This window comes from Streptomyces sp. NPDC017095, assembly GCF_044332325.1.
In the GTDB taxonomy this organism is placed as follows: domain Bacteria; phylum Actinomycetota; class Actinomycetes; order Streptomycetales; family Streptomycetaceae; genus Streptomyces.
In genome coordinates this window covers 41,220-67,514 of the sequence record NZ_JBIROU010000002.1, presented here as the reverse complement: position 1 = coordinate 67,514, position 26,295 = coordinate 41,220, and the positions used below count along the sequence as shown (strand labels likewise).

At 72.3% G+C, this 26,295-nt stretch carries 23 protein-coding genes; 11 read left to right on the top strand and 12 right to left on the bottom strand.

Annotation, left to right across the window (positions count from 1 at the left end):
* Positions 1-200 precede the first annotated feature (200 nt).
* Both ACH4OA_RS03345 and ACH4OA_RS03340 read left to right on the top strand, forming a co-directional pair.
* Entirely contained in the window at positions 201-1,064 is an 864-nt protein-coding gene (locus tag ACH4OA_RS03345) for a hypothetical protein (RefSeq protein WP_397967420.1), read from the top strand.
* A gap of 218 nt (positions 1,065-1,282) precedes the next feature.
* Positions 1,283-2,440: a serine hydrolase domain-containing protein gene (locus ACH4OA_RS03340; protein WP_397967418.1), complete on the top strand. Its 1,158-nt coding sequence runs from the start codon at positions 1,283-1,285 to the stop codon at positions 2,438-2,440.
* Between the two features lie 134 nt (positions 2,441-2,574).
* On the opposite strand, the gene ACH4OA_RS03335 is transcribed toward ACH4OA_RS03340, so the two are convergent.
* On the bottom strand, positions 2,575-2,994 hold the full coding sequence (locus ACH4OA_RS03335; protein WP_365874285.1) for an organic hydroperoxide resistance protein: 420 nt from the start codon (positions 2,992-2,994) through the stop codon (positions 2,575-2,577).
* Positions 2,995-3,110: 116 nt separating this feature from the next.
* Positions 3,111-4,145: an NADP-dependent oxidoreductase gene (locus ACH4OA_RS03330; RefSeq protein ID WP_397942338.1), complete on the bottom strand. Its 1,035-nt coding sequence runs from the start codon at positions 4,143-4,145 to the stop codon at positions 3,111-3,113.
* Positions 4,146-4,234: 89 nt separating this feature from the next.
* On the opposite strand from ACH4OA_RS03330, the gene ACH4OA_RS03325 reads away from it, so the two are divergent.
* Positions 4,235-4,672, top strand: a complete 438-nt coding sequence (locus ACH4OA_RS03325; RefSeq protein ID WP_365874281.1) for a MarR family transcriptional regulator — start codon at positions 4,235-4,237, stop codon at positions 4,670-4,672.
* Positions 4,673-4,750: 78 nt separating this feature from the next.
* Complete coding sequence (locus ACH4OA_RS03320; RefSeq protein ID WP_397967416.1) at positions 4,751-5,545, top strand: EI24 domain-containing protein; 795 nt, start codon at positions 4,751-4,753, stop codon at positions 5,543-5,545.
* Positions 5,546-5,711: 166 nt separating this feature from the next.
* Here ACH4OA_RS03320 and ACH4OA_RS03315 read toward each other — a convergent pair whose 3' ends face one another.
* Positions 5,712-6,293: a TetR/AcrR family transcriptional regulator gene (locus ACH4OA_RS03315; protein ID WP_365874277.1), complete on the bottom strand. Its 582-nt coding sequence runs from the start codon at positions 6,291-6,293 to the stop codon at positions 5,712-5,714.
* 102 nt (positions 6,294-6,395) lie between these two features.
* Here ACH4OA_RS03315 and ACH4OA_RS03310 point away from each other — a divergent pair, with 102 nt between their 5' ends.
* The 3 genes from ACH4OA_RS03310 (at position 6,396) to ACH4OA_RS03300 (ending at position 14,359) form a co-directional block, all read left to right on the top strand.
* A complete protein-coding gene (locus ACH4OA_RS03310) occupies positions 6,396-8,843 on the top strand; it encodes a glycoside hydrolase family 3 protein (protein WP_397967414.1) in 2,448 nt (815 codons plus the stop codon).
* 713 nt (positions 8,844-9,556) lie between these two features.
* Entirely contained in the window at positions 9,557-13,903 is a 4,347-nt protein-coding gene (locus ACH4OA_RS03305; protein WP_397967413.1) for an RICIN domain-containing protein, read from the top strand.
* Between the two features lie 9 nt (positions 13,904-13,912).
* On the top strand, positions 13,913-14,359 hold the full coding sequence (locus ACH4OA_RS03300) for a hypothetical protein (RefSeq protein WP_397942346.1): 447 nt from the start codon (positions 13,913-13,915) through the stop codon (positions 14,357-14,359).
* Between the two features lie 26 nt (positions 14,360-14,385).
* Here the strand turns inward: ACH4OA_RS03300 and ACH4OA_RS03295 are convergent, their stop codons facing one another.
* Entirely contained in the window at positions 14,386-15,384 is a 999-nt protein-coding gene (locus ACH4OA_RS03295; protein ID WP_397948844.1) for an aldose epimerase family protein, read from the bottom strand.
* Positions 15,385-15,399: 15 nt separating this feature from the next.
* Positions 15,400-16,284 (bottom strand): SGNH/GDSL hydrolase family protein, encoded by an 885-nt coding sequence (locus ACH4OA_RS03290; protein ID WP_397948843.1) that lies wholly within the window; start codon positions 16,282-16,284, stop codon positions 15,400-15,402.
* Positions 16,285-16,558: 274 nt separating this feature from the next.
* On the opposite strand from ACH4OA_RS03290, the gene ACH4OA_RS03285 reads away from it, so the two are divergent.
* Positions 16,559-17,053, top strand: coding sequence for a DUF3145 domain-containing protein (locus tag ACH4OA_RS03285; RefSeq protein ID WP_397942351.1), 495 nt, complete (start codon positions 16,559-16,561; stop codon positions 17,051-17,053).
* Between the two features lie 63 nt (positions 17,054-17,116).
* Here ACH4OA_RS03285 and fabF read toward each other — a convergent pair whose 3' ends face one another.
* The 5 genes from fabF to ACH4OA_RS03260 form a co-directional block, all read right to left on the bottom strand.
* On the bottom strand, positions 17,117-18,379 hold the full coding sequence (gene fabF, locus ACH4OA_RS03280; protein ID WP_397942353.1) for a beta-ketoacyl-ACP synthase II: 1,263 nt from the start codon (positions 18,377-18,379) through the stop codon (positions 17,117-17,119).
* 107 nt (positions 18,380-18,486) lie between these two features.
* A complete protein-coding gene (locus tag ACH4OA_RS03275) occupies positions 18,487-18,735 on the bottom strand; it encodes an acyl carrier protein (RefSeq protein ID WP_365874265.1) in 249 nt (82 codons plus the stop codon).
* 81 nt (positions 18,736-18,816) lie between these two features.
* Positions 18,817-19,875 (bottom strand): ketoacyl-ACP synthase III, encoded by a 1,059-nt coding sequence (locus ACH4OA_RS03270; protein ID WP_397942356.1) that lies wholly within the window; start codon positions 19,873-19,875, stop codon positions 18,817-18,819.
* Positions 19,876-19,885: 10 nt separating this feature from the next.
* A complete protein-coding gene (locus ACH4OA_RS03265; protein WP_365874262.1) occupies positions 19,886-20,812 on the bottom strand; it encodes an ACP S-malonyltransferase in 927 nt (308 codons plus the stop codon).
* Between the two features lie 89 nt (positions 20,813-20,901).
* Entirely contained in the window at positions 20,902-22,107 is a 1,206-nt protein-coding gene (locus tag ACH4OA_RS03260) for a helix-turn-helix domain-containing protein (RefSeq protein WP_365874260.1), read from the bottom strand.
* A 114-nt stretch (positions 22,108-22,221) separates the two neighbouring features.
* Here ACH4OA_RS03260 and ACH4OA_RS03255 point away from each other — a divergent pair, with 114 nt between their 5' ends.
* Complete coding sequence (locus tag ACH4OA_RS03255; protein WP_397967412.1) at positions 22,222-22,887, top strand: pirin family protein; 666 nt, start codon at positions 22,222-22,224, stop codon at positions 22,885-22,887.
* A gap of 95 nt (positions 22,888-22,982) precedes the next feature.
* Here ACH4OA_RS03255 and ACH4OA_RS03250 read toward each other — a convergent pair whose 3' ends face one another.
* Entirely contained in the window at positions 22,983-23,804 is an 822-nt protein-coding gene (locus tag ACH4OA_RS03250) for a serine hydrolase domain-containing protein (protein WP_397967409.1), read from the bottom strand.
* Between the two features lie 137 nt (positions 23,805-23,941).
* Here ACH4OA_RS03250 and ACH4OA_RS03245 point away from each other — a divergent pair, with 137 nt between their 5' ends.
* Both ACH4OA_RS03245 and ACH4OA_RS03240 read left to right on the top strand, forming a co-directional pair.
* Positions 23,942-24,403 (top strand): MerR family transcriptional regulator, encoded by a 462-nt coding sequence (locus ACH4OA_RS03245; protein WP_365879458.1) that lies wholly within the window; start codon positions 23,942-23,944, stop codon positions 24,401-24,403.
* Entirely contained in the window at positions 24,400-25,416 is a 1,017-nt protein-coding gene (locus ACH4OA_RS03240) for an aldo/keto reductase (RefSeq protein WP_397942365.1), read from the top strand. The genes ACH4OA_RS03245 and ACH4OA_RS03240 overlap by 4 nt, the downstream gene beginning before the upstream one ends.
* A 1-nt stretch (position 25,417) precedes the next feature.
* On the opposite strand, the gene ACH4OA_RS03235 is transcribed toward ACH4OA_RS03240, so the two are convergent.
* A complete protein-coding gene (locus tag ACH4OA_RS03235) occupies positions 25,418-26,266 on the bottom strand; it encodes a DUF4429 domain-containing protein (protein WP_397942367.1) in 849 nt (282 codons plus the stop codon).
* Positions 26,267-26,295: the final 29 nt, after the last annotated feature.

Below are 26,295 nucleotides of genomic sequence, written 5' to 3'. Positions count from 1 at the left end.
GGCTGTTGCCCCTCAGCTGTTCGAGATTTCGTCACGCGTTCGAAATGCTGGCGTGACAGTAAGGATGGTGCGGCAGGGGTGTCAATGGGTCGAACAGGTAACGGTTTCGGCACGGCTTTCGAGAACTCTTTCGGTCCCGCACCAAACCTTCACGAGCACACCTGGAACCGGGCCCGCGCGGACTCTAGTCTTCCCGCGTCATGGACTACTGCCCCCCGTGCCGACGGCACCTGAACGGCGCCCTGGCCTGCCCCGGGTGCGGCACCCCGGCCGACCGCCTCGCCTCCACCCCGACGGCACCGGCCGGGCCCGGTGCCGGCCCGGACGCGGGGCACGGACCGGACGCGGGGTACGGGCAGGAGGGCCGGCGGATCTCCGGAGGGTACGAGGACCACGCGGACCACCCTGACCAGTCGTCGCCCTCGCCGCCTGGCACGCCGCCTGACGGGCGGTCGTCCATATCGTCGTCGTACGACTCGGGCGAGCCGGGCGGACCGGTCGTCGCGGGGAGCCGGCGGGACCGCAAGGCCGCCGTGCACCGGCGCCGCCGGCGCCGCGTCCTGCTGGTCGCGGCCGGCTTCGTCCTCGCCGCCGGCGGGCTCAGCCTCGCCGAACTCGGCACGGACGCGCCCTTCTCGCCGTTCGCCGGCGACACCCGGACCCCGGCCGGCGACACCTCGGCGGACGGCGCCTCCTCCACCGCGCCCGGTCGCACGGCCGGGCCGGGCGCCGTCACCTCCGCCGCCTCCCCGGGCGCGGCCGGCTCCACGGCGTCGGACGCCTCGTCCGCCGCCTCCTCCTCGTCCGCCTCCGCCTCGTCCTCCGCGCGGGACTCCGGCTCTCCCTCCGCCCGGGACACCGGCGCCTCGGGGGCGCCGGCCACGTCGGGCTCCGCCCCGGGGGACTCCGCTCCGGCGTCTTCCGCCACGACGGCGACGAGCCCCGCCGCCCCGCCGCCCAGCGCGCCCGCCACCAGCCCCACGGCCGCCCCGACGACGGCCGAGCCCACGGCCGACCCCTCGCCCGTCAAGTCCTGCGACCGCTTCCTGTGGTGGTGCACCTGAGCGCACCCGCGGCGCATCCGAAGCACGCCGGGCGCACCCAGTGCACCTCAGTGCGCCCCGTCGCATCGGCCATCCGGGGCAACCGTGACACCCGGCGGCCCTCTTGACGGTTGAGTCGAACAGGCACCTCTCGCCGTACCGGTCCGCGGAACGCCCCCGGGACGGCGGGGACGTCGTGCCGAGGGGGCAGCGAGCAGCGGGTCAGCCGAGGAGAGTGGATGACGCAGGGAATCACCGTCCAGGGCACGGTCGCCGAGGGCTTCGAGGCGGTGCGCGAGGAGTTCGCCGCCGTCGTCGCCGAGGAACGGGACGACTACGAGGGCCAGTTGTGCGCCTACGTCCACGGCCGCCGGGTCGTGGACCTGTGGGCGGGCGCCGAGGTGACGGGTGACTCGCTGTACGGCGTGTACTCGGCCACGAAGGGAGCGCCCCACCTGGTCGCGGCGCTGCTCGTCCAGGACGGCACACTGGAACTGGACCGCAAAGTCACCTACTACTGGCCCGAGTTCGCCGCCGAGGGCAAGGGCGCGCTGACCCTGCGCGACCTGCTCGCGCACCGGGCCGGACTGATCGGCGCCGACACCGGGTTCACGCTCGCCGAGCTGGCCGACGACCGGATGATCGCCGAACGCCTGGCCGACCAGCGGCCGTTCTGGCGGCCGGGCGCGGCCTTCGGCTACCACGCGCTGGTGATCGGCGCGCTGACCGGCGAGGTCGTCCGCCGCGCGACGGGCCGCACACTCCAGGAGGTCTACGAGGAACGCGTCCGCGCCCCGTACGGCCTCGACTTCCACCTGGGCCTGCCGGCCGCGCACGAACCCCGCTTCCGCACGGTCCGGCCGATGCTGCCGACCCCCGCGCAGCAGGCGGAGCTGGACGCGGTGCCGGCCGGCCCGCACACCCTCGCGGCGATCGCCTACAACCGGCACGGGGAGGAGCCCACGGACCTGGCGGGCCTGCCGAACGAGCGGCTGATCCGGGAGAAGGGCCCGGCGTCGGCGGGCGGCGTCGCCTCGGCCCGCGGCCTGGCGGGCATGTACGCGGCGATGATCAGCGAGAGGGACGGCAGAACGCCGCTGCTGAAAGGGGACACCCTGGCGGAGTTCGCCCAGATCCACTCCGTGGGGTACGACCTGGTGGCCCGCGCCCACAAGTCGTACGGCCTCGGCTTCCAGGCCACCGCCGACACCTGGCACCCGTTCCTGGGGGCCGGCGCGCTCGGCCACAGCGGCGCGAACGGCGTGCAGTCCTTCGCGGACCCGCGCGCCGGCCTCGCCTACGGCTACACCAGGCGCCGCTTCGCCTTCCCGGGCGGCGCGGCCCCCGAGAACGGCCGGCTGGCGGCGGCGGTGCACCGGGCGGCCACGGCCGGCTGAGCCGTGCACCGGCGGGATGGTGCGGGCCGCCTCCGGCGGACACGGTGCGGTACGGGCCGCCCTCAGGCGGACACGACGCCGCAGCCGCACCCCCGTGTCCGGGGATGCGGCTGCCGCTGTGCCGGTGACGCGGGTCAGACCAGCGTCACGGTGACGTCGCCGCGCGTCGCCTTGGAGTACGGGCACACCTGGTGCGCCTTCTCCAGCAGCTCCCGGGCGGTGGCCGCGTCGGCGTTCGGGAGGTGCGCGGAGATCTCCACGATGATCCCGAAACCGTCGTCGTTCTTGCCGATGCCGACCTTGGCGGTGACGGTCGAGCCGGTGATGTCGGCGCCCTCCTGCCGGGCGACCACGCCGAGCGCGCCCTGGAAGCAGGCGCTGTACCCGGCGGCGAACAGCTGCTCCGGATTGGTGCCGGCGCCGCTGCCGCCCATCTCCTTCGGCGGGTTCACGACGACGTCCAGCCTGCCGTCGTCGGTGGCGACCCGCCCGTCGCGGCCGTTCTCGGCGGTGGCGACGGCGGTGTACAGCACGTCGGACTGCGTGATGGGCATGCGGTGGTCCTCCTCCTCGGTCCACCGCGACTCGCGCCCACGATCGCGATGGATTTCGGAAAGAAGTTACCGCATACCGAAAACTCCGGGTAGCCCGGAGCCCGTCGGCGGACGCCCTACAGCTCGACGACCATCTTCCCGATGTTGTCGCCGCGCAGGACCCCAAGGAACGCCTCCAGGGTGTTCTCGATGCCCCGGACCACGGTCTCGCGGTACTTCAGCGCGCCCGAGGCGACCCACGGGCCGACCTCCTCGACGAATTGGGGTTGGAGGTCGTAGTGGTCGCTGACCAGGAAGCCCTCGATCCGGCCGCGGGTCTGGATCAGCCGGGCGAGGTTCCGCGGGCCGGGAGCGGGCCGGGTGTTGTTGTAGACGGAGATCATGCCGCAGACCGCGATCCGGCCGCCCTCGTTCAGCGAGCCGAGGGCCGCCTCCAGGTGGTCGCCGCCGACGTTGTCGAAGTACACGTCCACGCCGTCCGGCGCGGCCTGCCGCACCTGCTCGTCGACCGGGCCGTTCTTGTAGTTGAACGCGGCGTCGAAGCCGTACTCGTCCACCAGCAGCTTGACCTTCTCGTCGGAGCCGGCCGAGCCGATGACCCGGGAGGCGCCCTTCAGCTTGGCGATCTGGCCCACCTGGCTGCCCACGGCCCCGGCCGCGCCGGAGACGAACACGCTGTCGCCCTCCTTGAAGGAGGCGGTGCGCAGCAGGCCGACGTAGGCGGTCAGGCCGGTCATGCCGAGGACGCCGAGGTACGTCGACAGCGGCACGTCCAAGGCGCCCGCCTCCACCTTGACGGCGGGCACGGCCGCGGGGCCCACCTTGACGGCGTGGCGCGCGTCCACGACCGCGTACTCGCGCCAGCCGAAGAAGTGCAGCACGTGGTCGCCGGCCGCGATGCCCTCGGCGCGGGACTCGACCACCTCGCCGACCGCGCCGCCCTGCATGACCTCGCCCAGCTCGAACGGGGCGACGTACGACTTCGCGGCACTCATCCGGCCGCGCATATACGGATCGACCGAGAGGTACTTGTTCCGCACCAGCACCTGGCCCTCGCCCACGGCCGGGACGGGCGTCTCGACGAGTGCGAAGTCCTCGGGCTTCGGCCAGCCGACGGGACGGCTGAGGAGGTGCCACTCGCGGTTGATCATGACGGTGCCTTTCGATGGTGCTTCACTACCTGAAACAACGATGCGTCTGAATATTTCAGGATGTCAAGTAAGCGGGTATTCTGGTGGGCATGTCCACTCCATCGAAGCTCCGCCGCCCCGACGCCCTCACCATGGAGGTCGTCGAGCTGATCGGTGAGGTCGTGGCCCGGTTCTACGCGGACTACGAAGAGGCGGCGGCCGAGCACACGCTGACCGGCCCGCAGGCCCGGCTGCTCAGCCTGCTCTCCTTGGAGCCGCTGCCCATGCGCAAGCTGGCGCAGAAGCTGAAGTGCGAGCCGTCGAACGTGACCGGGATCGTGGACCGGCTGGAGTCCCGCGGCCTGGTGGAGCGCCGCCCCGACCCGGCCGACCGCCGGGTGAAGGTGGCCGCCGCCACGGAGGAGGGCCGCCGGGTGGCCCGGGACCTGCGCGAGGGCCTGCACTTCGCCCGCGAACCCCTCGCCGGCCTCTCCGAGGAGGAGCGGCGCTCCCTGCGGGACCTGCTGCGCCGCATGCTGGAAGCCTGACCGCCCACGGGGACCGGGGGCTCGGCGGTGGCCGGGCCGGGCTCCGGCGTGGTGCCGCCGGGCCGGTAAAGTCCTCGCATGCGCGATCTCGGGGTGGGGTTCGGTTATCTGCTGAAGGGCCAGCGATGGGTGGCCCGCCGCGGCCGCCGGTACGGCTTCGGGCTGCTGCCCGGCCTGATCACGCTGGTGCTGTACGCCGCCGCGCTGGTCGCCCTCGCCCTGTGGGGCGAGGACGCGGTCGGCTGGGCGACCCCGTTCGCGGACGACTGGTCCAGCCCCTGGCAGGGTCTGTTCCGGGGCTTCCTGACCGCCGTCCTGTTCGCCCTCGGCCTGCTGCTGGCCGTCCTGACGTTCACGGCCGTCACCCTGCTGATAGGCCAGCCGTTCTACGAGGCCCTCTCGGAGCGGGTCGACGCCGACGTCTCGCCCGACGGCACCGCTCCCGAGTCCGGCCTGCCGCTCTGGCGCGAGCTGTGGATCTCGGCCCGGGACAGCCTGCGCATCCTGGTCCGGGCCGGCCTGTGGGGCGTCCTGCTCTTCGCCCTCGGGTTCCTGCCGTTCGCCGGGCAGACCGTCGTCCCCGTGGCCGGCTTCTTCGTCACCGGCTTCTTCCTCGCCGAGGAACTGGCCGCCGTGGCCCTCCAGCGCCGGGGCGTCGACCTGCGCGCCCGTCTCGCCCTGCTCCGCTCCCGCAAGACCCTGGTCTGGGGCTTCGGCACACCCCTGGGCCTGGCCTTCCTGGTCCCGTTCGTCGCGGTGTTCCTGATGCCGGGCGCGGTCGCGGGCGCCACGCTCCTCGCCCGTGACCTGCTGGGCGAGGAGAACGCCGGCGACGGCACGGACACGGCCGAAGCGGCGAACGCCGCGCGGTGACCGAGACGCTCGCCGTGACGGAAGCGCTCGCCGTGACCGCCCGCACCGTCCGGTGGCCGGCGTTCCCGGCGCCGGCTTCCCGGTGACCGTCCGCCACCGCCGCCCCGTACACCCGCCGCCCCGGCCTTCGTACCGGCCCTGACGGCCGGGCCGTTCCCGGGCGTCCTCAGTCCACGGGTTCGCCCAGCAGCCGCAGGAAGTCCCGGAACGCCCCCGGCATGTCCACCGACCCGGGGTCCAGGAGCCACTGGTACTGCAGCCCGTCCATCACCGCCACCAGCAGCGGGGCGGCCCGCTCGGGGGTGAGCCCGTTCGGCAGCCGGTCCCCGTACCCGGCCCGCAGCGCCCCGGCCATGGTCTCCCGGACCCGCGCGTACCGCTCCGTGAAGTACCCCCGCGCCGGATGCCCCTCCGTCACGCTCTCGCCGAGCAGCGCGCAGAAGGTCTGGATGATCGCCGGACGCATCGCGTTGTACTCGACCAGCGAGGCCAGCAGATCCATCCGCCACCGCGTGTCCGGCACCGCGTCCCACCGGTCCCGCTCCTGGAGCACGGCCACCAGCAGGGCGTCCTTGGTGGGGAAGTGGTGCAGCAGGCCCTGCTGGGTGAGACCGACGCGCTCGGCGACCGCTGCCAGGCTCGCCCCCCGGTAACCACGCTCGGCGATCACCTCCAGGGCGGCCCCGACGATCTCCGCGCGCCGCTCCGCGCTCCTGGCCCTCGCGTTCATGACGTCACCGTACGACATGCCCGCTCGGCATTTATAACGTAGAGGTAACGGAACCTACCGTGTTACAGGTAACTCGGGCACGATGGCTACTCCGGCACGGACTCGACGAGGAGGACCCCGATGGCGGCAGACCGGCTCACCCCGGCCGACCAGGCCCGCGAGGCGGTCGTGGAGGCCGCCCTGCAACGGCTCGGCCTCGACACCAAGACCCGGCTGCTGGCCGGCCAGGACATGTGGACCCTGCCCGCGCTGCCCGAGATCGGGCTCGCGTCGCTCGTCATGTCCGACGGCCCGATCGGTGTGCGGGGCGTGCACTGGACCGCCGACGACCCGTCCGTGGCCCTGCCCTCGCCGACCGCGCTCGCCGCCACCTGGGACCCGGGCCTCGCCCGCCGCGCCGGTGTGCTGCTGGCCCAGGAGGCCCGCCGCAAGGGCGTCCACGTCCTGCTCGCGCCCACGGTCAACCTGCACCGCTCCCCGCTCGGCGGCCGCCACTTCGAGTGCTACAGCGAGGACCCGTACCTGACCGGAGCCATCGGCACCGGCTATGTGACCGGTGTCCAGTCCGGCGGGGTCGGCACCACGGTCAAGCACTTCGTCGCCAACGACGCCGAGACCGACCGCCTCACCGTGAACAACGTGATCTCCGAACGGGCCCTGCGCGAGCTGTACCTGGCCCCGTTCGAGACCATCGTGGCGCAGGCCCGCCCGTGGGGCGTCATGACCGCCTACAACTCCGTCAACGGCACCACGATGACCGAGCACCACCACCTGGTGAACGAAGTGCTGCGCGGCGAATGGGGCTTCGACGGCTGCAACGTCTCCGACTGGACGGCCGCCCGGGACACCGTGGGGGCCGCCCACGGCGGCCTGGACCTCGCCATGCCCGGCCCGCGCACCGTCTACGGCCCCGCGCTCGCCCGGGCCGTGCGGGAGGGCGCGGTCCCCGAGGCCACCGTCGACGCGGCCGTCCGCCGGGTGCTGCGCCTGGCCGCCCGCGTCGGCGCCCTGGCCGGCGCCGAACCGGCCGTCACCGAGCCGCCCGCGCCGGTCGACGGCCCGGAGCTGGCCCGCGAGATCGCCCGCCGCTCCTTCGTCCTGGTCCGCAACGAGAACCGGGTCCTGCCGCTGAAGCCGCACGGCACCGTGGCCCTGATCGGCGCCGCCGCCCGTGACGCCCGCGTCCTCGGCGGCGGCTCCGCCACCGTCTTCCCGGCCCGGACCGTCTCCCCGCTCGACGGCCTCACCGCCGCCCTGCCCGAGGGCGCCCTCACCTACGCCGTCGGCGCCGACCCGGCCACCGAACTGGGCGTCGACGGCCGGGGCCTCACCCTGCGGGCCGTCTGCCGCGACGCCGCCGGTGACATCATCGGCACCCGCTCCGCGCCCGGCGGCCTCGTCCAGTGGATGGGCTCCGACCTGCCCGACGGCGTCACCCACGACACCCTGCACAGCGTGGAGCTGACCGGCACCTTCACCCCGCGCGAGTCCGGCCCGCACACCTTCGGCATCAAGGGCGTCGGCGCCTTCACCCTCACCGTCGACGGCACGACGTACTACGACGACGTCCAGCTCCCCGCCGAGGGTGACCCCTTCGCGGCCTTCTTCGGCGCCCCCGTGGCCCGCGCCGAGCCCGGACTCATCGCGGGGAAACCGGTCGAGATCTCCCTCACCCACGTCGTCCGGCTCCCCGAGGACCTGGCCATGAAGGTCGTCACCTTCGCGCTCGCCCACCGCGGGCCGCGGCGCGACCCGGACGAGCTGATCGCCGAGGCCGTCGAGGCCGCGCGGCACGCCGACACCGCCGTCGTCGTGGTCGCCACCACCGACCGCGTGGAGTCCGAGGGCTTCGACCGCCGTGACCTGCGGCTGCCCGGCCGTCAGGACGACCTGGTGCACGCGGTCGCCGCCGTCAACCCGCGCACCGTCGTGGTCGTCAACGCCGGTTCCCCGGTGGAGCTGCCCTGGCGCGACGAGGTTGCGGCGGTCCTGCTCACCTGGTTCCCGGGCCAGGAGGGCGGCGCCGCCCTCGCCGACGTCCTCACCGGCGCCCACGAGCCCGGCGGCCGGCTGCCCACCACCTGGGGCGCCCTGGCCGACGCCCCGGTCACCCAGGTCGTCCCGGTCGACGGCGAACTGCCGTACAGCGAGGACCTGTTCATCGGTTACTCCGCCTGGGAGCGGGCCGGACGCACCCCGGCCTACCCGTTCGGCCACGGCCTTGGCTACACCGACTGGGCCTACGAGTCCCTGACCACCGACGGCACCACCGCCCGCGTCCGCGTCCGCAACACCGGCGAGCGCCCCGGCCGCGAGACCGTCCAGCTCTACGTCTCCCCGGCCGGCCCCGGCCCCGGCCCCGCCCGCCCGGCCCGCCGCCTGGCCGCCTTCGCGACCGTCGAGGCCGGCCCCGGCGAGAGCGCCGAGGTCACCGTCGCACTGCCCCGCCGAGCGTTCGAGATCTGGGACGAGACGGCGAAGACGTGGACATGTGTGAAGGGTTCGTACGACATCACGGCCGCCCGCTCGATCGGCGACCGCGGACTGACCGCGGAGATTAACGTCTGACCGGGCCCCCGCAAACGGCCCCGGTCCGGGACCTGACCCCTGGACCGGGGCAATCACCCTTCACCCGCCTCCCAAAACCAGCCGCCTCTTCACGGCTCCCACACCACATCCCCGTCGGTGCCGTACACCGCAACCGAACAGGATCACCCCGGCTTCTCTGCGTGTTCACGGGGATCGCGTGCTTCTTCCGACGGGTTGATCGGCGAAAGCAACAGGCCATACCTGATCCGCCCGCGAAGCGAACGCCTGTACGACTGCTGCTGGGTGTGCCTAAGGTGTCGCCGCGCTCAGCCGGCCTGACCAGCCCGCAGCCGCGCACCGATCAGCGGCCGGGCACACCGTCTCGGGGGAAGGACCGCTTCGCCAAGCCGACATACCGGCTGCCCGCATGCGCGGGTTCCTAAAGGCCCGTACGCGCCTGAGACGCCTCTCAGTGCAGCACCGCCTGTGCCGTTTCTCGGTGGTCTTGCGGTCCACCTCCTGTTGGATGAAAGGGATGTTTTTCTGTGCGTTCCAGACCAGACTTACAGCCGGGCGGTAGACGGATATCACGCGTCCTGACCTCCGCCGTCACCTCTGTCGCCGCGCTGGCCGTGGTGGCCGGTGTGGCGGTGCAGCCGGGTTCGGTCCGGTTGTCCGCCGAGCCGGCAGGTGGTTCCTCTCCTTGGTTCGAGGACACCGCCGCGGAGCAGTTACGGCAGGACCAGTGCCTGATGAGCGAGGTGCTGCGGCTGGGTGGCCCGTCGATGGCCGCGACCGCGCAGGACGGACTGAACCAGCCCGCCGACCAGCTGCATGTTCTGGCCGATCGGCAACACTGGGAGAAGACCCCGCTCGCTGTCGCGTTCCAGAAGGACCGGGACGCCGCCGACAAGGAACTGCGTGACCTCGCCACTCTGCAGGAGGGCTGGGGAAAGCCCCTCGGCGGGCTGCAGACTCCCGGCGGGTTCACCGACACGGACTTCCACTGGCCGCCTGACGGCGAGAAGGGCTTCTACAACCAGACGGGCCTGTCCTCGTGGATCTCCTCCCGGTTCTGGAAGAACGACTACGACTTCTACGAGGACGCCACTCCGAAGGCCGACGACAAGACCCGCAAGGCTGTCGCGGAGATCGGCAACCCGCGGTACGCGAACGCGCCCGATCCGAGCCAGGCGGACTGGAGCCGCGCGTACGACGAGCACCAGGCCTTCGAATGGATGCTCGGCTCCGGCAACAACGCGGGTGCGGACGATGCCCGCATCTTCCTCTCCTCGGGTGGTTTCCCGCGCACCGCTCCGCAGCCGGGAACGCCGGAGTTCCGTATTGCCGTGGAGGACATGAAGTCCCGCTTCACCGCATGCGGCTGGCGTGACCCGCTGGACCCGGACAACGTGCTGGGCGACATCACGTCCGCCGCTGCCGGCGAGTGGCAGCAGGAGATCGCCTCGCAGACCACCCAGCGCAACCAGATCCTCGACTCCAACAAGACCGCCGTCGACGCCCTCGCGAAGGGGGCGAAGGCCCTCGGTGACATGCTGGGCCACTCCTGGACCGCGGACCACCTCACGCGCTGGCAGGACTACTGGCTGCCGGGCGGGCTCGGCTGGGTCGGTGACAGCCCGACCGTGATCGAGGTGCACGCCGCGAAGGACAAGTGTCTCGATGTCCAGGGCGGTAAGAAGGACAACGGGACGCCGGTCCAGGTCTATACGTGCAATGGATCGGCAGCGCAGAAGTGGGTGCTCTACGGCAGCGAAGGCAGCCTCCGTCTGCAGAACGTCAATGCCTTCAAGTGCCTGGACGTCGACGGGAACACCCCGGCGAACGGCACGAAGATCCGTATCTGGACGTGCAAGGACTCTCCGGCGCAGACCTGGGAGTCCTCCGTGCGCGGGGCCACCAGTCTGAAGAGCGTCGGCACCGGAAAGTGCCTGGACCTGCACACCTTCGACAACGGCAACGACGCCCAGCTCTACACCTGCAACGGCACTGATGCGCAGCAGTTCGACATCACGCCGCTGGGCCACAACGGCACCGAGGCACTGGGGTACCCGGACAAGGCGCAGTTCGACAAGGCGAAGGCGGGAGTCATCGCCGCCCGGACGGGTGCCAGGCAGCAGCGTGTCGTGATCAGGAGCCAGCTTCTGGCCGCGCAGCAGGCCGCGGCGGCGTCGGACAAGGCGATCGAGGCCGCGTACGGCATCGCTGACGCAGGCGGGGCTCCGCGAGGCCGCGGGCTCCTTGTGGGACAGCAGAAGGCTCAGGTCACCAAGGGTGCGGTAGCCGCGTTACAGGCTCTGGACAAGGCCGGTGAGACGGCCGAGGCCGCGACCCGGGCTTCCGCCGAGGACAGTGCGACCATCGCCCAGCGTGCGCTGGCACAAGCCGCACAGGTGAAAGCGGAGTTCCGCAAGGAGGCGGCGAAGGCGGCCGAGTGGCAGGCCAAGGCTGCCGCGGATGCCGCCAAGGTGCACCGGGACAACGCCAAGAAGGACAAGGAAACAGCGCAGACCAAGCTGACCGACGCGCTCAGGGCCGAGGGTGACGCCAAGGCGGCCGCCGCCGACGCGCACGCCAAGCGGCTCGCGGCCGAGGCCGAGGAGAAAACGGCCAAGGCGGAGAAGGAGAAGGCCGCGGCCAAGCGGGCCGAGGCCGCCGACCACAAGAAGAACGCCGAGTCCGAGGCGACGAAGGCGAAGGACGCGAAGGACAAGGCCGAGGCGGCGGAGAAGACCGCCGCAAGCAAGCGGGACGCCGCTGTCAAGGCACGCGACCGCGCCCAGGACCTGCGCGATGACGCCTGGGACGCCGAGCAGAAGGCCGAGGCCGCCCGTGCCAAGGCCTACGCAAAGGAGGCATACGCCGACTCGCTCGACTCCGGTGACGCCGCCGAAGCGGCCCGCACCGCCGCGAACGCGGCGGACAAGGCCGCCGACGACGCCGAGGCCGCGGCGCAGCGATCCCGGTCCGAAGCGGATGCCGCCACCCAGGCGGCGGCCGATGCCGATGCCGCGGCCACCCGGGCAGAGGCGGCGGCCAAGCGGGCCCGCTCCGAAGCGGACGCAGCCCAGGCCTCCAAACTCAAGGCCGACGCGGCCGTGAAGACCGCCACCAGCGCCGTCGCGGACGCCATCAAGGCCGCCCAGCATGCCTCCGCCGAGGCCAAGACGGCCGTCAAACTGGCCAACGAGGCCGACGCGCACGCCAAGGACGCCAAGACACAGGCGAACACCGCCAACCAGGAGGCCGGCAAGGCAGTGGCGGCCGCGGCGAAGGCTGCCGGCTTCGCCCATGTCACCGCCCAGGCGGCCGCGGACGCCCATAGGGCGGCCATGCAGGTCGCCGCTCCCGCCAACGACGCGATCCAGCTCGGCTCCCGTTACGTCGACACCGACTCCGCCGCCGGACTGGTCGTCCTGACCGGACAGGCGTCGAAGACGATCGCCGAGCAGCAACAGGCCGTCGCCGACGCGCACGCCAAGAACGCCGCTACCGAGGCAGCGGCCGCCAAGAACCTCGCCGACCAGGCCAAGGGCGACGCCAAGGAGGCCTACCAGCACGCGGCAAACGCCGCCCAGTACGCATTCGACGCCCGTACCTACTCCAAGGAGGCCCTCGGCTACGCCGCCGACGCCGCCAAGGCCGCCTCAGCCGCCGCCTCGTCACTGGCCCGCACCGTCGAGTACGACAAACAGGCCACCGAGGACGCCGAAGCCGCCGACAAGGCCGCCGGCAAGGCCGAGGGCTACGCCAAGGACGCCCGCGACTCCGCCGACGCCGCCGAACTCGACGCCGAAGCCGCCCGCTCCGCCGCCACCCAGGCCGAACAGGACGCCAAGGACGCCCGAACCGCAGCCGACGCGGCCGACGCCGCCGCGACCGAGGCCGAACAGGCAGCCAAAGACGCCGACAAGTACGCCAAGGAAGCCCAGGAAGCCGCCGACAGAGCCGAGAAGGCCAAGAAGACCAAGCAGATCGAAACCGGAACTGTTCCCGACGAGAACGGCGCTTTCATCGGCAACATGTTCTACGTCGTCGACCGCATCGACAGGGTCGGCGAGCCGGAGGTTGTGAAACGGTCGTCCAGCTGCGACGACTGGCTGAGCAAGCTCTACTACCAAGGCGACTGCACGATCACCGTGCAGATCCGGTTCACGGCCGTCCTCGACCTGTACCTGTGCACTGCCGAGGATCTGGACCCGCAGAAGTACATGTGCCCGGCCAGCGTGACGGAGTACCTGGGCGAGTACCCGACCAAGGAACTTTCCAGCGAGGTTACGCACACCATCACGATCGCGGAATACCAAAAGGACATCGACCCGATCGACATCCTTTTCGGGAGCTGGATCGAATGCGCTCAGAAGCTCGCCCCTGGCGGGGCACAAGGAAGCTGGAGCGGATGCGCCTGGGCGGCTCTGGATGTCACGAGTCTGTTCGCGGGCAAGATCCTCAGGCCCCTCGCAGAAGCCATCAAGGCAGCGGACGCGGCCGCGAAAACGGGTGTCGCATTCGCGGACGCCTGGAGGGCCCTGCGCACCCTCGGCCTGGCGGAAGAGGCCGTTGCCGGCATCGGCAGCAGGGTGCTTCAGCAGTTGCAAGAAGCCTGCCAGTCGGCTGGCGTTTCGACCAGCAGGCTGGCAGCCAAGCAGTGCTGGGTAGAAAAGGGAGGTCCTGGCGTCTGGCAGTGGGTGAAGGACGAAGCGAAGGACAAGCCCGCCGCCGTCGCATACGAGGAACAAATCACCGGCATTCCGGTAGGCTTCGGCTACGTCATCCACGGGACACCGAATGCGAGGGGATTCGTCAAGTTCGACGGATTCAAGAACGGTGTACTGCTGGATGCCAAGGGTGAGAACTACGCATGGGCCGTCAAGGACGGCAGGTTCATCCCGAGCTACAGGGGCGCTCAAAGCATGGTCGATCAGGCGAAACGTCAGCTTGCGGCCGTCAGGGCCGTCGGTGCGAACACGCCCATCACATGGCATGTGGCCGAGGAGGACGCCGCTCTGGCGATCAGGAATCTGTTCGCTGACAACGGCGTTACCGGTATCAAGGTCGTACATACGCCGATGCAGTAGGGAGCGGACTTGAGCGACATCATTCTGACGGTCGTTCCGGTGGATCCGCAGTGGCAGCCGGGTCAGGACGCCGCTGGCCGGGCCGTCCGGGCCCTGGCCGCGCTGACACCCGAGGACGACGGAACCAAGGCGACGTGGCATGACGAGATGACGTTCGTCGACTGCGGCGGCAATCTCGAGCAGGTCGCCTGTCCGCGGTGTGACTCGGTCCTCGACCGGACGTGGCTGCGTGACCGGGTGAGTGACGTCGCCGGGGCCGGAACGCTGGCCGTCGTCCTTCCTTGCTGTGGCACCGGCCTGTCCTTGAACGATTTGGTCTACCGCGACCCGTGTGGGTTCGCCCGGTTCGACATCTCGGTGTGGAACCCAGGCCGGTCATGGCTGACCGACAGCGAACTGAACACCGTCGGTGAAGCGCTCGGGCACCCCGTCCGACAGGTCATGGCCCGCTACTGAGGTTCTCTCGGACCATCCAGCGGGCGTCAGCCCGCTGGATGGTCTCCGTCCCGCACTCCGAACCCGTACACCGTGCGGGAGCGGTAGGTCTCGCCGGGGCGGAGTGCCGGGCTGGGGAAGTCCGGGCGGTTGGGGGAGTCCGGGAAGTGCTGGGTCTCCAGGGCCAGGCCGGCGCACGGGGCGAACGGGGCGGGGAGGTGGTCGCCGGTGTACAGCTGGAGGCCCGGCTCGGTCGTGGCCACCGTCAGGGTGCGGCCGGAGACCGGGTCGTGCAGCTCGGCCACCTCCTCGGCCGCCTCGGTCCGCCCCTTGTCCAGCACGAAGTTGTGGTCGTACCCGGAACCGGTCCGGCGGGCCGTGCGGAAGTCGAGGCGGGAGCCGGTCACGTCCGCCGGCGGGCCGGCCGGGATCAGGTCCGCGTCCACCGGTGTGTACCGGGACGCCGCCAGCCGCAGCTCGTGCCCGCCCGCCGTACCGGAACCGGCGCCGCCCAGGTTCCAGTACGTGTGGTTGGTCAGGTTCACGATCGTCGGCGCGTCGGTGACCGCCTCGTAGGCGATCTCCAGTGCCCCGGACGCCGTCAGTGTGTACGTCACCGTCACCGCCAGCCGCCCCGGGAACCCTTCCTCGCCGTGCGGGCTGACCCGGCTCAGCCGCAGCCCGTGCTCCACCGGCGTCACGTCCCACACCCGCCGGTCGAAACCGCGCTCGCCGCCGTGCAGCGAGTTCCGGCCTTCGTTGCGCGCCAGCGCGTACGTGCGGCCGTCCAGCGTGAACCGGCCGCCCGCGATCCGGTTCGCGTACCGGCCGATCACGGCGCCCAAGTACGGCTCCGGGTGCTTCAGATAGCCGTCCAGGTCCGGGAACCCCAGCACCACGTCCGCCGTCCGCCCGGCCCGGTCCGGGACCTCGGCCGACTGCACGATCCCGCCGTACGACAGCACCCGCACCCGCACTCCGGCGCGCTCCAGCGTCCAGCGGTGCACCGGGGTTCCGTCGGAAAGTGTGCCGAAAAGTTCGTTCATGCGGGAAACCCTAGGTCACGGGGTGCGCGCCGTGATCCTCCGGTACGCGATCTCCGCCAGCCGCGCCTGACCGTCCTTGCTGGGGTGGAACCAGTCCCACTGGCTGAGCTGACCGGTGCCGAAGCGGTAGTCGTACACCTCGTTGCCGTCGAAGCGGCAGCGGCGGTCCTCGGCGCAGACCTGTGCCAGCACCTTGTTGTACTCCACCACCCGCCGCTGCACCGTGTCCCGGCGCAGCGTCGCCGCGGCGGTCAGATCGTCCGCGTCGGCCAGCATCGACGGGCAGATGCCCAGCTTCCACACCTGCCGGCCCAGCGCGTTCGTCCGGCCCTCGGCCCACAGCCGCTTCAGGTTCGGCACGCTCGCCACGTACACCTGCGTCTTCGGCAGCTTCGCGCGCAGCGTGCGCATCGCCTTGCCGAAGTCCGCGCGGAAGTCGGCCACCGGCGTCATCGCCGCCGCCGAGGACCGGCAGGCGTCGTTCCCGCCGACCATCACCGTCACCAGCTCCGGGCGCCGGGCCGCCGCCCGCTCCAACTGCGCGGGCAGGTCGGCCACGCGGGCGCCGGTCACCGCGTAGTTCCAGCTGCGCTCCGCCGCGCCCGGCGCGCCGAGCAGCCGCACCGCCAGGCTGTCGACCGCCGCGTCGCCGCCCGTCGCCCAGGACGCCTCCGGGCAGTCCGACAGCACCGTGCAGGCGTCGAAACCGCGCGTGATGGAGTCGCCCACCGCGGCGATCGAGTCGGGGCTGACGTCCCACAGCGGGGCCCGGGCCGCGCCCGCCGCCGTGCCCGCCGGCCGCGGCGCGCCGCCGGCCCCGGCCTGGCACCCGGCCACGGCCAGCACCCCGGCCGTCACGGCCCCGAGAGCGGCCCGCACACGGCTGCTTCGCTTCCGCATCCCTGCTGTTCCCCTCGCTCGACGGCCGGCACTCCCGCGGGACGACGCACTCCCTCACCCGAGACAACGCGCGAGGGTTCCCGCCCGGGCGTCCGGGAACGGCAGACCCCCGCACAAGCGTCCCCCCGGGTGAATGGCGGCGGTTTCCTGGCACCGGGACCGACGGTACGTCACACTCCTTGCCCCGCCGCAAGGTAGCCTCGCCATCAGCGCGGCCGTCGTGCCACTGCCGCCAGTCAGTCCGCAAGATGTCCCGCTCTGCCCGGAGGTTCCGGTGACGACACGTGGAGTTCTGTACGTGCACTCCGCGCCGCGCGCGCTGTGCCCGCACGTCGAGTGGGCCGTCGCCGGGGTGCTCGGCACGCGCGTCGGCCTCGACTGGATCCGGCAGCCCGCGGCCCCCGGCACCTGGCGCTCGGAGTTCTCCTGGCAGGGCGCGGCCGGCATCGCCTCCCAGCTCGCCTCCGCCCTGCGCGGCTGGAAGCTGCTGCGCTTCGAGGTCACCGCCGAGCCGTGCCCGACCGCCGAGGGCGAGCGCTACAGCTGCACGCCCGACCTCGGCATCTTCCACGCCGTCACCGGCCTGCACGGCGACATCCTGATCCCGGAGGACCGCCTCCGCGCGGCCCTGGTCCGCGCCCGGCACGGTGAGACCGACCTGGCGGCGGAGATCGCCAAGCTGCTGGGCAAGCCCTGGGACGACGAACTGGAGCCGTTCCGGTACGCCGGCGAGGGCGCCCCGGTGCGCTGGCTGCACCAGGTGGTGTGAGCCGGCGCGCTCCCGGTACGCCGAAGGGCCCTCACCCGCGGGTGAGGGCCCTTCACACGTTGCTCAGAAGGTCCGGAAGGCCAGCACCACGTTGTGCCCGCCGAAGCCGAACGAGTCGTTCAGCGCGGCGATCCGGCCCTCGGGCAGCGCCCGCGCCGCGCCGCGCACGACGTCCGCGTTGACCTCGGGGTCCAGCTCGTCGATGTTGATGGTCGGCGGAGCCGTGCGGTTCACCAGCGCCAGGATCGACGCGACGGTCTCCACCCCGCCGGCGCCGCCGAGCAGGTGCCCGGTCATCGACTTCGTCGCGGAGATCGCCATGTGGTCGACGTCGTCGCCGAAGACCTTCCGCAGCGCCTTGACCTCGGCCACGTCGCCCTGCGGCGTGGACGTGGCGTGCGCGTTGACGTGCAGGATCTCGGCCGGCTTCAGATCCGTGTTGTCCAGCAGGTTCTGCAGCGCGTGCGCGATGCCGTTGCCGGACGGCTCCGGCTGCGTGATGTGGTGGGCGTCGGCGGAGATGCCCTGCCCGACCGCCTCCACGTAGATCCGGGCGCCGCGGGCCTTCGCGTGCTCCTCGGACTCCAGGACGATCACACCGGCGCCCTCGCCGAGCACGAAGCCGTCCCGGCCCGCGTCGTAGGGCCGCGAGGCGCCCTGCGGGTCGTCGTTGTTCTTGGACATCGCCATCATGTTGCCGAACGCGGCGATCGGCAGCGGGTGGATGGCGGCCTCGGTGCCACCGGCCACGACCACGTCCGCACGCCCGGTGCGGATCATCTCGATCGCGTACCCGATGGCCTCCGCGCCCGAGGCGCAGGCCGAGACCGGGGTGTGCACACCGGCGCGGGCACCCAGCTCGATCCCGACGTTGGCCGCCGGGGAGTTGGGCATCAGCATCGGCACGGTGTGCGGGGAGACGCGGCGTACGCCCTTCTCCTTGAGTACGTCGTACTGGTCCAGCAGGGTCGTCACACCGCCGATGCCGGAGGCGATGACCGCACCGAGCCGGTCGGGGTTCACGGACGCATCCACACCGGCCTTGGCGGTGAAACCGGCGTCCTTCCAGGCCTCCTGAGCGGCGATCAGCGCGAACTGCGCGGACCGGTCCAGCTTGCGGGCCTGCGGCCGGGGGATGATCTCGCCCGGCTCCACGGCGATCTGCGCGGCGATCCGGACCGGCAGCTGAGCCGCCCACTCCTGCTCCAGCAGGCTGACACCGGACTGTCCGGCGACGAGGGCCTCCCAGGTCGAGGCTGCGTCGCCACCCAGCGGTGTGGTTGCGCCGATACCGGTGACGACCACGGTGCGATTGGTCGGGCTCACGGGAATTCTTTCTCCAACGGATACAGGAGGACTACCCCGTGTTCACGGGGATCTACGGCGCCACCGCCGGGTGGCGGGGCCTTGCAGCCTCGGGCCTAGCGCTCGGCTCAGCCCTGGTGCTTGAGGATGTACGAGGTCGCGTCGCCGACGGTCTTGAGGTTCTTGACGTCGTCGTCCGGGATCTTCACGTCGAAGCGCTCCTCGGCGGCGACGACGACCTCGACCATGGACAGCGAGTCGACGTCCAGGTCGTCGGTGAAGGACTTGTCCAGCTGGACGTCCTCGGTGGGGATCCCGGCGATCTCGTTCACGATCTCGGCGAGACCGGCGACGATCTCTTCCTGAGTGGCGGCCATGTCAGGCGCTCCTTCTTCGATATACCAGACGGTTTGTGGCATTTGTATCCGTCCCGGACCGCATGATCCGGCACGGAGTGCCTAGGGGAGGGTAACGACCGTGGCGGCGTAGACGAGACCCGCCCCGAATCCGATGACGAGCGCGGTGTCGCCGCTCTTCGCCTCCCCGGTCGCCAGGAGCCGCTCCATCGCGAGCGGGATCGAGGCGGCCGAGGTGTTGCCGGTGGTGCGGATGTCACGGGCGACCGTGACGTGCTCCGGCAGTTTCAGTGTCTTCACCATCGAGTCGATGATCCGCACATTGGCCTGGTGCGGGATGAAGACGTCCAGGTCGTCCGCGGTGATTCCGGCCGCGTCCAGCGCCTGCTGGGCGACCTTCGCCATCTCGAACACGGCCCAGCGGAACACCGCCTGGCCCTCCTGCGTGATCGCAGGGAACTTGACCGTGCCCGCGCTGTCGACGGGCAGCTCCACCGGGTCGCCGGCGGCCCCCGACTGGAGCCGGGACTGGGGGAAGAAACGGTCCCAGGAGACGGTCTGCTTGATCGTCTCCGACTTGTCGCCCTCGGAGCCCCACACGGTCGGACCGATCGCCGGCTCGGCCGAGGGGCCGACGACGACCGCGCCGGCGCCGTCGCCGAACAGGAAGGCCGTGGCCCGGTCCTCCAGGTCGGTGAGGTCGCTCAGCCGCTCCACGCCGATGACGAGCACGTACTCGGCGGAACCTTCCACCACCATGCCCTTGGCCAGGGTGAGGCCGTAGCCGAAGCCCGCGCAGCCGGCCGAGATGTCGAAGGCGGCGGCCTTGTCGGTGCCCAGCTTGTCGGCGATCTCGGTGGCGACGGCCGGGGTCTGGCTGAAGTGCGAGACGGTGGAGACGACCACCGCGCCGATCCGCTCGGCGCCGATTCCGGCGTCCGCGATCGCCTTGCCGGAGGCCTCGATCGCCATCGCGGCCACGGTCTCGTCCGGACCCGCCCAGTGCCGGGTCTCGATGCCGGAACGGGAGCGGATCCACTCGTCGGAGGAGTCGATCTTCTCCAGGATCACCTCGTTGGGCACCACCCGGGTCGGCCGGTAGCCGCCGACACCGAGGATGCGTGCGTACGGGGCGCCCTTGCTGGGCTTGATCTTCGCCATGTGCGGCTCCTTAGGCGCCGGCGTGCTCTGCGAGCAGAGCGCGGGCCGCGTCGAGGTCGTCGGGGGTCTTCAGCGCCAGCGTGGCGACGCCGCGCAGGGCCCGCTTGGCCAGGCCGGTCAGGGTGCCGCCCGGGCACACCTCGATGAGCGCGGTGGCGCCCAGCTCCTTGAACGTCTCCATGCACAGGTCCCAGCGGACCGGGCTGGCGACCTGGCCGACCAGCCGCTGCAGCACCTCGGCGCCGGACGCGACGACCGCGCCGTCCTTGTTGGAGACGTACGGCACCTTCGGGTCGGCCGGCGACAGGTCCGCCGCCGCCTTGGCCAGGGTCTCCACCGCGGGCGCCATGTGGGAGGTGTGGAAGGCGCCGGCCACCTTCAGCGCGACGACCTTGCGGACGCCCTCGGGCTTGTCGGCGTCCAGCGCGGCCAGCTGCTCCAGCGTGCCCGCGGCGACGACCTGGCCCGCGCCGTTGATGTTCGCCGGGGTCAGGCCCAGCTTCTGAAGGTGCTCCACGGTGACGTCGGGGTCGCCGCCGAGCAGCGCCGCCATACCGGTCTCGGTGACCGCCGCGGCGTCCGCCATCGCCAGGCCGCGCTTGCGGACCAGGCCGAGGGCGTCCCCGTCGTCCAGGACGCCGGCGAAGGCGGCGGCGGTGATCTCGCCCACACTGTGGCCCGCGACCGCGCCCGGCGCGATCTCGGAGATGTCACCGAGTGCCGCGGCCGACAGCAGTCCGGCGGCGACCAGCAGCGGCTGGGCCACCGCGGTGTCCCGGATGGCGTCGGCGTCGGCCTTGGTGCCGTAGTGGACGAGGTCCAGTCCGATGGCGTCGGACCACGCGGCGACGCGGTCCGCGGCACCGGGGAGGTCGAGCCAGGGAGTCAGGAAGCCGGGCGTCTGGGCGCCCTGGCCGGGAGCGACGAGTACGAGCACTCTCACACTCTCTCTTGGGGACGGCCGGGGCCGCCCGTGGGGACAGGGACGAAGAACACGTAGGGCTTTTGTGGGCCCCCGACAAAACCTTATGTCTGGGGGTCACCGTCGGCCAGACGCCCCAGGATGAGCGCGATCCGCAGTGTGAACGCGGATCTTACATCCGAGGGCGACCAGCCGGTGACGTCAGTCACACGTCGCAGCCGGTAGCGCACGGTGTTCGGGTGAACGAAGAGCATCCTCGCCGCGCCTTCCAGACTGCTGGCCTGCTCCAGGTACACACTCAGGGTTTCCAGCAGCGCCGAGCCGGCCTCCTCCAGCGGTCTGTAGATCTCCTCCACCAACTGCTCGCGCGCGCCGGGATCGCCCGCCATGGCCCGCTCCGGCAGCAGATCGTCCGCGAGCACCGGCCGCGGCGCGTCCGGCCAGGCGGAACACGCCTTCAGTCCGGCGGCGGCGGCCTGCGCGGACCGGGTGGCGGCCAGCAGGTCGGGTACGACGGGACCCGCGACGACCGGACCGGCGGCGAACGGCCCGATCAGCGACCGGGCGACGGCCAGCGGGTTGTCGCTGCCGCCCGCGATGACCACCAGCCGGTCCCCGAGCACCCCGGTCAGCACCTGGACCTTGGCGTGCCGGGAGGCCCGCCGGATCGCCTCCACGGTCAGCTCGCTGTCGCCGTCGGGCGCGGTGCCGAGCACGACGCACACGTGCTCGGGCGAGTTCCAGCCGAGCGCGGCGGCCCGGCTGACCGCGCCCTCGTCGGCCTCCCCGCTCAGTACGGCGTTCACCACCAGAGACTCCAGCCGCGCGTCCCAGGCACCGCGTGCCTCGGCGGCCTGGGCGTACACCTGGGCGGTGGCGAAGGCGATCTCCCGGGCGTACACCAGCAGCGCCTCGCGCAGCACGCTCTCGTCGCCCGGGGCCGCCACCTCGTCGATGGCCGACTCCATGACCTCGATCGTGGTGCGCACCATCTCCACGGTCTGCCGCAGCGTGATGGCCCGGGTCAGCTCGCGCGGCGCGGTCCCGAAGACGTCCGTGGAGATCGCCTGGGGCGCGTCCGGGCGCCGGAACCACTCGGTGAAGGCCGCGATGCCCGCCTGGGCGACCAGTCCGATCCAGGAACGGTTCTCCGGGGGCATGGCCCGGTACCACGGCAGGGTCTCGTCCATGCGCGCGATGGCCTGCGCGGCGAGGCTCCCGGAGGACTTCTCCAGCCGCTTCAGGGTCGCGGAGTGCGAGTGGACGTCGTGGACTGCGGGGTCGCCGCTGTGGGATTCGGGTTCGGGCACGGGACAAGACTGCCTTATCCGGACGCGGGCCCGCGTCGGCGGGGGGCGGCTTCCCGGTCCGCCCGCCTCCGGGCCCCCGCGGCCCCGCCACCCCGGACGGCCGGTCCGGTTACCGTGGTGTCCGTGATCGACGTACGGCGCGCCTGTGAGCGCTATCGCGGCGGGGACCCGGAGGCCGGGATCGACACCCGGCACGCCTTCTCCTTCGGGCCGCACTACGACCCGGACAACCTCCGCTTCGGCGCGCTGATCGCCTGCAACGAGGAACGGCTCGCCCCCGGCGCCGGTTTCGACGAGCACCCGCACAGCCACACCGAGATCGTCACCTGGGTGACCGAGGGCGAGCTGACCCACCGCGACTCGGCCGGCCACGAGACCCGGGTGCCGGCCGGCGGCCTCCAGCACCTCGGCGCGGGGGCGGGCGTCCGGCACGTCGAGCGCAACGACGGGGACGTCCCGCTGGCCTTCGTCCAGATGTGGCTGACGCCACGTGTGCCGGGCGGCGAGCCCGCCTACACCCTCGTCCCCGGCCTCGCGGACGGCACGGCGTACGCCGTCCCGGCGGCGGGCGCGGTGCTGCGGGTGCGGCGGCTGGGCCCCGGGGAGCGCGCGGCGGTCCCGGCCGCCGCGTACGTGTACGCGCACGTGGTGCGCGGCGAGGTGCTGCTGGCCGGCGAGCGGCTCGGGCCCGGCGACGCGGCGCGGATCACCTCCGCCCAGGGGCTGGCGGCGGTGGGCGTGACCCCGGCCGAGCTGCTGCTGTGGGAGATGGAGCCGTAACCACAGGCGCCGGCCGCTCTTCAGCCGAGCACCTCCGCAACCGCCGCCGGCCGCTCTTCAGCCGAGCGCCTCCGCAACCGCCCCCGGCCGCTTCTTCAGCCCCGCGCCTCCGCGAGCACCGCGTCCGTGAACGCCGGCCACGCCTCGACGGCCCACGGCCCGAACGCGCGGTCCGTCAGGGCGACCGCCGCCAGCCCGGCGTCGGGGTCGGCCCACAGGAACGTGCCGGACTGCCCGAAGTGCCCGAACGTGCGCGGCGAGGACGAACCGCCCGTCCAGTGCGGGGACTTGCCGTCGCGGATCTCGAAGCCCAGGCCCCAGTCGTTCGGGTTCTGGTGCCCGTACCCCGGCAGCACGCCCTTCGTGCCCGGGTACTGCACGGTCATGGCCGTCGCCACCGTCCGCGGGTCCAGCAGCCGCGGCGCCTGCACCTCCGCCGCGAACCGCAGCAGGTCCGCCACCGTCGACACCCCGTCCTTGGCCGGCGAGCCCTGGAGCGACGTCGACGTCATGCCCAGCGGCTCCAGCACGGCCTGGCGCAGATACTCCGCGAACGGGATGTCCGTGGCCCGGGCGACATGGTCGCCGAGCTGCTCGAACCCGGCGTTGGAGTACAGCCGCCGCTCCCCGGGCGCGGCCGTCACCCGGTGCTCGTCGAAGGCCAGCCCCGAGGTGTGCGCGAGGAGGTGACGGACCGTCGCACCGGGCGGACCGGCCGGCTCGTCCAGCTCGACCGCGCCCTCCTCGTACGCGACGAGCACCGTGTAGGCGGCCAGCGGCTTGGTGACGGAGGCCAGCGGGAAGCGGTGCCCGACCGGGCCGTGCGTCCCGAGGACGCTCCCGTCGGCTCGTACGACACCCGCCGCGGCGGTGGGGACGGGCCAGTTCTCGATCAGCGCCAGGCTCTGCAACGACATGCGTCCGAGCCTATGCGGCGCGCGGCGGCGGCCGCACCGACGGGTCCCGGTCCGCCGCCCGCACTCCGGCCGGGCCCGGGGACGTTCTCGCCGGACCGGCTTGCCTGGAGTGCACTCCAACGTCCTAGCGTGGGGGCATGACGGTGATGCAGACCACGCCAGCGGCCACCGAGGCCACACCCGCCGACCTCTGCTCCGCCCCGCCCCGGCGCCCGCCCCGGCCCGACGGCCAGGACCGCTACACCATCAGCGAGGTCGTCGCGTTCACCGGTCTGACCGCGCACACCCTGCGCTGGTACGAGCGGATCGGCCTGATGCCGCACGTCGACCGCTCGCACACCGGGCAGCGCCGCTACAGCAACCGCGACCTGGACTGGCTGGACTTCGTGACCAAGCTCCGGCTGACCGGGATGCCGGTGGCGGACATGGTCCGCTACGCGGAGCTGGTGCGGGAGGGCGAGAACACCTACGGGGAGCGGCGGGCCCTGCTGGAGTCGACCCGCCGGGACGTCCTGGACCGGATCGCCGAACTGCGCGACACGCTCGCCGTACTCGACCGCAAGATCAGTTTTTACGCCACGGAGGGGACCACTCGATGACCGACGCCAGGATTCCGACGGCACGGCTCGGCACGGACGGGCCGGAGGTCGGTGTGCAGGGCCTCGGCTGCATGGCCATGAACTTCGGCTACGGCCCGACGGACGCCGGCCAGGCCCGCGCCGCGCTGGACCGGGCGCTGGAGCTGGGCGTGACGCTGTACGACACGGCGGACGCCTACGGCGAGGGGGAGAACGAGCGGTTCCTGTCCCCGTTCTTCAAGGCGCACCGGGACGAGGTGGTCATCGCCACCAAGTTCGCCCTGTCCATCCCGCCGGACGACCCGACGCAGCGGATCATCCGCAACGACCCGCCCTACATCCGCGCGGCCGTCGAGGCCAGCCTGAAGCGGCTCGACGTCGACGTGATCGACCTCTACTACATGCACCGCCGCGATGTGAACGTCCCCATCGAGGAGACCGTCGGCACGATGGCCGAACTGGTCCGCGAGGGCAAGGTCAAGCACCTCGGCCTCAGCGAGGTCACCGCGGACGAACTGCGCGCCGCGCACGCCGTGCACCCGATCGCGGCCGTGCAGTCCGAGTGGTCCCTGTTCAGCCGGGACATCGAGGCGCGGGTCGTACCGGCCGCGCGGGACCTGGGCGTCGCCCTGGTGCCGTACTCGCCGCTCGGCCGCGGCTTCCTCACCGGCTCGTTCACCGACGCCGAACGGGACCTGACCGCCGACGACTTCCGCCGCCGGCACCCGCGCTTCACCGGCGGCAACGCGGCCGCCAACGCGGCGCTGCTGGAGCCGGTCCGCGCCATCGCCGAGGCCCGGGGCGCCGGCCTCGCCCAGATCGCCCTGGCCTGGGTGCAGCAGCGGGCGGCGGTCGACGGCCTGACGGTGGTCCCGATCCCGGGCACCCGCAAGCCGGGCCGGGTGGAGGAGAACGTGGCGGCGACGCGCATCACGCTGACGCCGGAGGAGCTGGACCGGCTGGAGCCGATCGCCGCCCGGGTGGCCGGCGACCGCTACCCGGACATGCGCTTCGCCTCGGCGGGCCGGGAGTAGCTCACAGCTCCGCCAGGAGCTCGGCCTTCTTGCCGGCGAACTCCTCGTCGGTGACGAGCCCGGCCCGGTGCAGGTCCCCGAGGTGCCGGATCCGTTCGGCGATGTCGGCGGGATCGCGCCGGGCCGGGGCCGGTGCCACGGGCACCGGCCCCCGGGTGCGCAGGGCCGCCAGCACCGCCGCCGCGAACGGCAGCGACTCGTGCACCGGCCCGTAGCCCAGCCCGAACACCACCGCCGCCGGATCCTGGTCGGGCTGCACGGGCGCCGCCGCGTCGGCCGACCGCCGGATCAGCCGCAGGTGCCCCTCGAACACCTCCGGCGAGCGCCACTCCACCCCGCCCAGCTCGGCCACCGCGAAGCTCTGGTCGCCGGCCTTCCACTTCGCCGAGGACGCACCCGTCCAGGACCAGCGGAACTGCACGGCCGTCCCGTCGAAGGACGCCTTCCCGTCGTACGCCTTGAAGTGCAGCGGCGCCCCGGGGGCCGCGACCAGGTGCCGGTCGGCGGGGCCGGACTCGGTGAGCAGCCCGGTCAGCTCCTCGGCGTAGTACTCGGCGAGGGTCTCCCGCTCGGCCGGCAGCACCAGCCGGTACGGGTCGGAGCCCTCCTTCAGCTGGCCGTCGGCCGCCTCCATCAGCGGATCGGCGCCGGGGCGGGGCCGCAGCCGCAGGACGACCGTGCCGCGTCTGCCCGGGGCGAGGGTCACGCCCTCCACCGCGGCCAGCGGGATCCGGCGCTCGCCGAGCGCCTGGAACAGCTTCGGTGTTCGAATCCCCCGTTCGTAACGGATGAGCACGGAGTCGGACTCGAACTCCCATACGGCATGAAAACCCGCCAGTACGTCACCCATGCGGCTCATCGTATGCGGCACGTGCTCCT

Excerpts from the sequence above, each read along its gene's own strand:
- ACH4OA_RS03290 (WP_397948843.1), bottom strand. The coding sequence starts at position 16,284 with ATGCGGAAGCGAAGCAGCCGTGTGCGGGCCGCTCTCGGGGCCGTGACG.
- ACH4OA_RS03315 (WP_365874277.1), bottom strand. The coding sequence starts at position 6,293 with ATGTCGTACGGTGACGTCATGAACGCGAGGGCCAGGAGCGCGGAGCGG.
- ACH4OA_RS03245 (WP_365879458.1), top strand. The coding sequence starts at position 23,942 with ATGACGGTGATGCAGACCACGCCAGCGGCCACCGAGGCCACACCCGCC.
- ACH4OA_RS03250 (WP_397967409.1), bottom strand. The coding sequence starts at position 23,804 with ATGTCGTTGCAGAGCCTGGCGCTGATCGAGAACTGGCCCGTCCCCACC.
- ACH4OA_RS03305 (WP_397967413.1), top strand. The coding sequence starts at position 9,557 with ATGAGCGAGGTGCTGCGGCTGGGTGGCCCGTCGATGGCCGCGACCGCG.
- ACH4OA_RS03345 (WP_397967420.1), top strand. The coding sequence starts at position 201 with ATGGACTACTGCCCCCCGTGCCGACGGCACCTGAACGGCGCCCTGGCC.
- ACH4OA_RS03235 (WP_397942367.1), bottom strand. The coding sequence starts at position 26,266 with ATGGGTGACGTACTGGCGGGTTTTCATGCCGTATGGGAGTTCGAGTCC.
- ACH4OA_RS03325 (WP_365874281.1), top strand. The coding sequence starts at position 4,235 with ATGTCCACTCCATCGAAGCTCCGCCGCCCCGACGCCCTCACCATGGAG.
- ACH4OA_RS03295 (WP_397948844.1), bottom strand. The coding sequence starts at position 15,384 with ATGAACGAACTTTTCGGCACACTTTCCGACGGAACCCCGGTGCACCGC.
- ACH4OA_RS03310 (WP_397967414.1), top strand. The coding sequence starts at position 6,396 with ATGGCGGCAGACCGGCTCACCCCGGCCGACCAGGCCCGCGAGGCGGTC.
- ACH4OA_RS03340 (WP_397967418.1), top strand. The coding sequence starts at position 1,283 with ATGACGCAGGGAATCACCGTCCAGGGCACGGTCGCCGAGGGCTTCGAG.
- ACH4OA_RS03330 (WP_397942338.1), bottom strand. The coding sequence starts at position 4,145 with ATGATCAACCGCGAGTGGCACCTCCTCAGCCGTCCCGTCGGCTGGCCG.
- ACH4OA_RS03270 (WP_397942356.1), bottom strand. The coding sequence starts at position 19,875 with ATGGCGAAGATCAAGCCCAGCAAGGGCGCCCCGTACGCACGCATCCTC.
- ACH4OA_RS03275 (WP_365874265.1), bottom strand. The coding sequence starts at position 18,735 with ATGGCCGCCACTCAGGAAGAGATCGTCGCCGGTCTCGCCGAGATCGTG.
- ACH4OA_RS03240 (WP_397942365.1), top strand. The coding sequence starts at position 24,400 with ATGACCGACGCCAGGATTCCGACGGCACGGCTCGGCACGGACGGGCCG.
- ACH4OA_RS03320 (WP_397967416.1), top strand. The coding sequence starts at position 4,751 with ATGCGCGATCTCGGGGTGGGGTTCGGTTATCTGCTGAAGGGCCAGCGA.
- ACH4OA_RS03335 (WP_365874285.1), bottom strand. The coding sequence starts at position 2,994 with ATGCCCATCACGCAGTCCGACGTGCTGTACACCGCCGTCGCCACCGCC.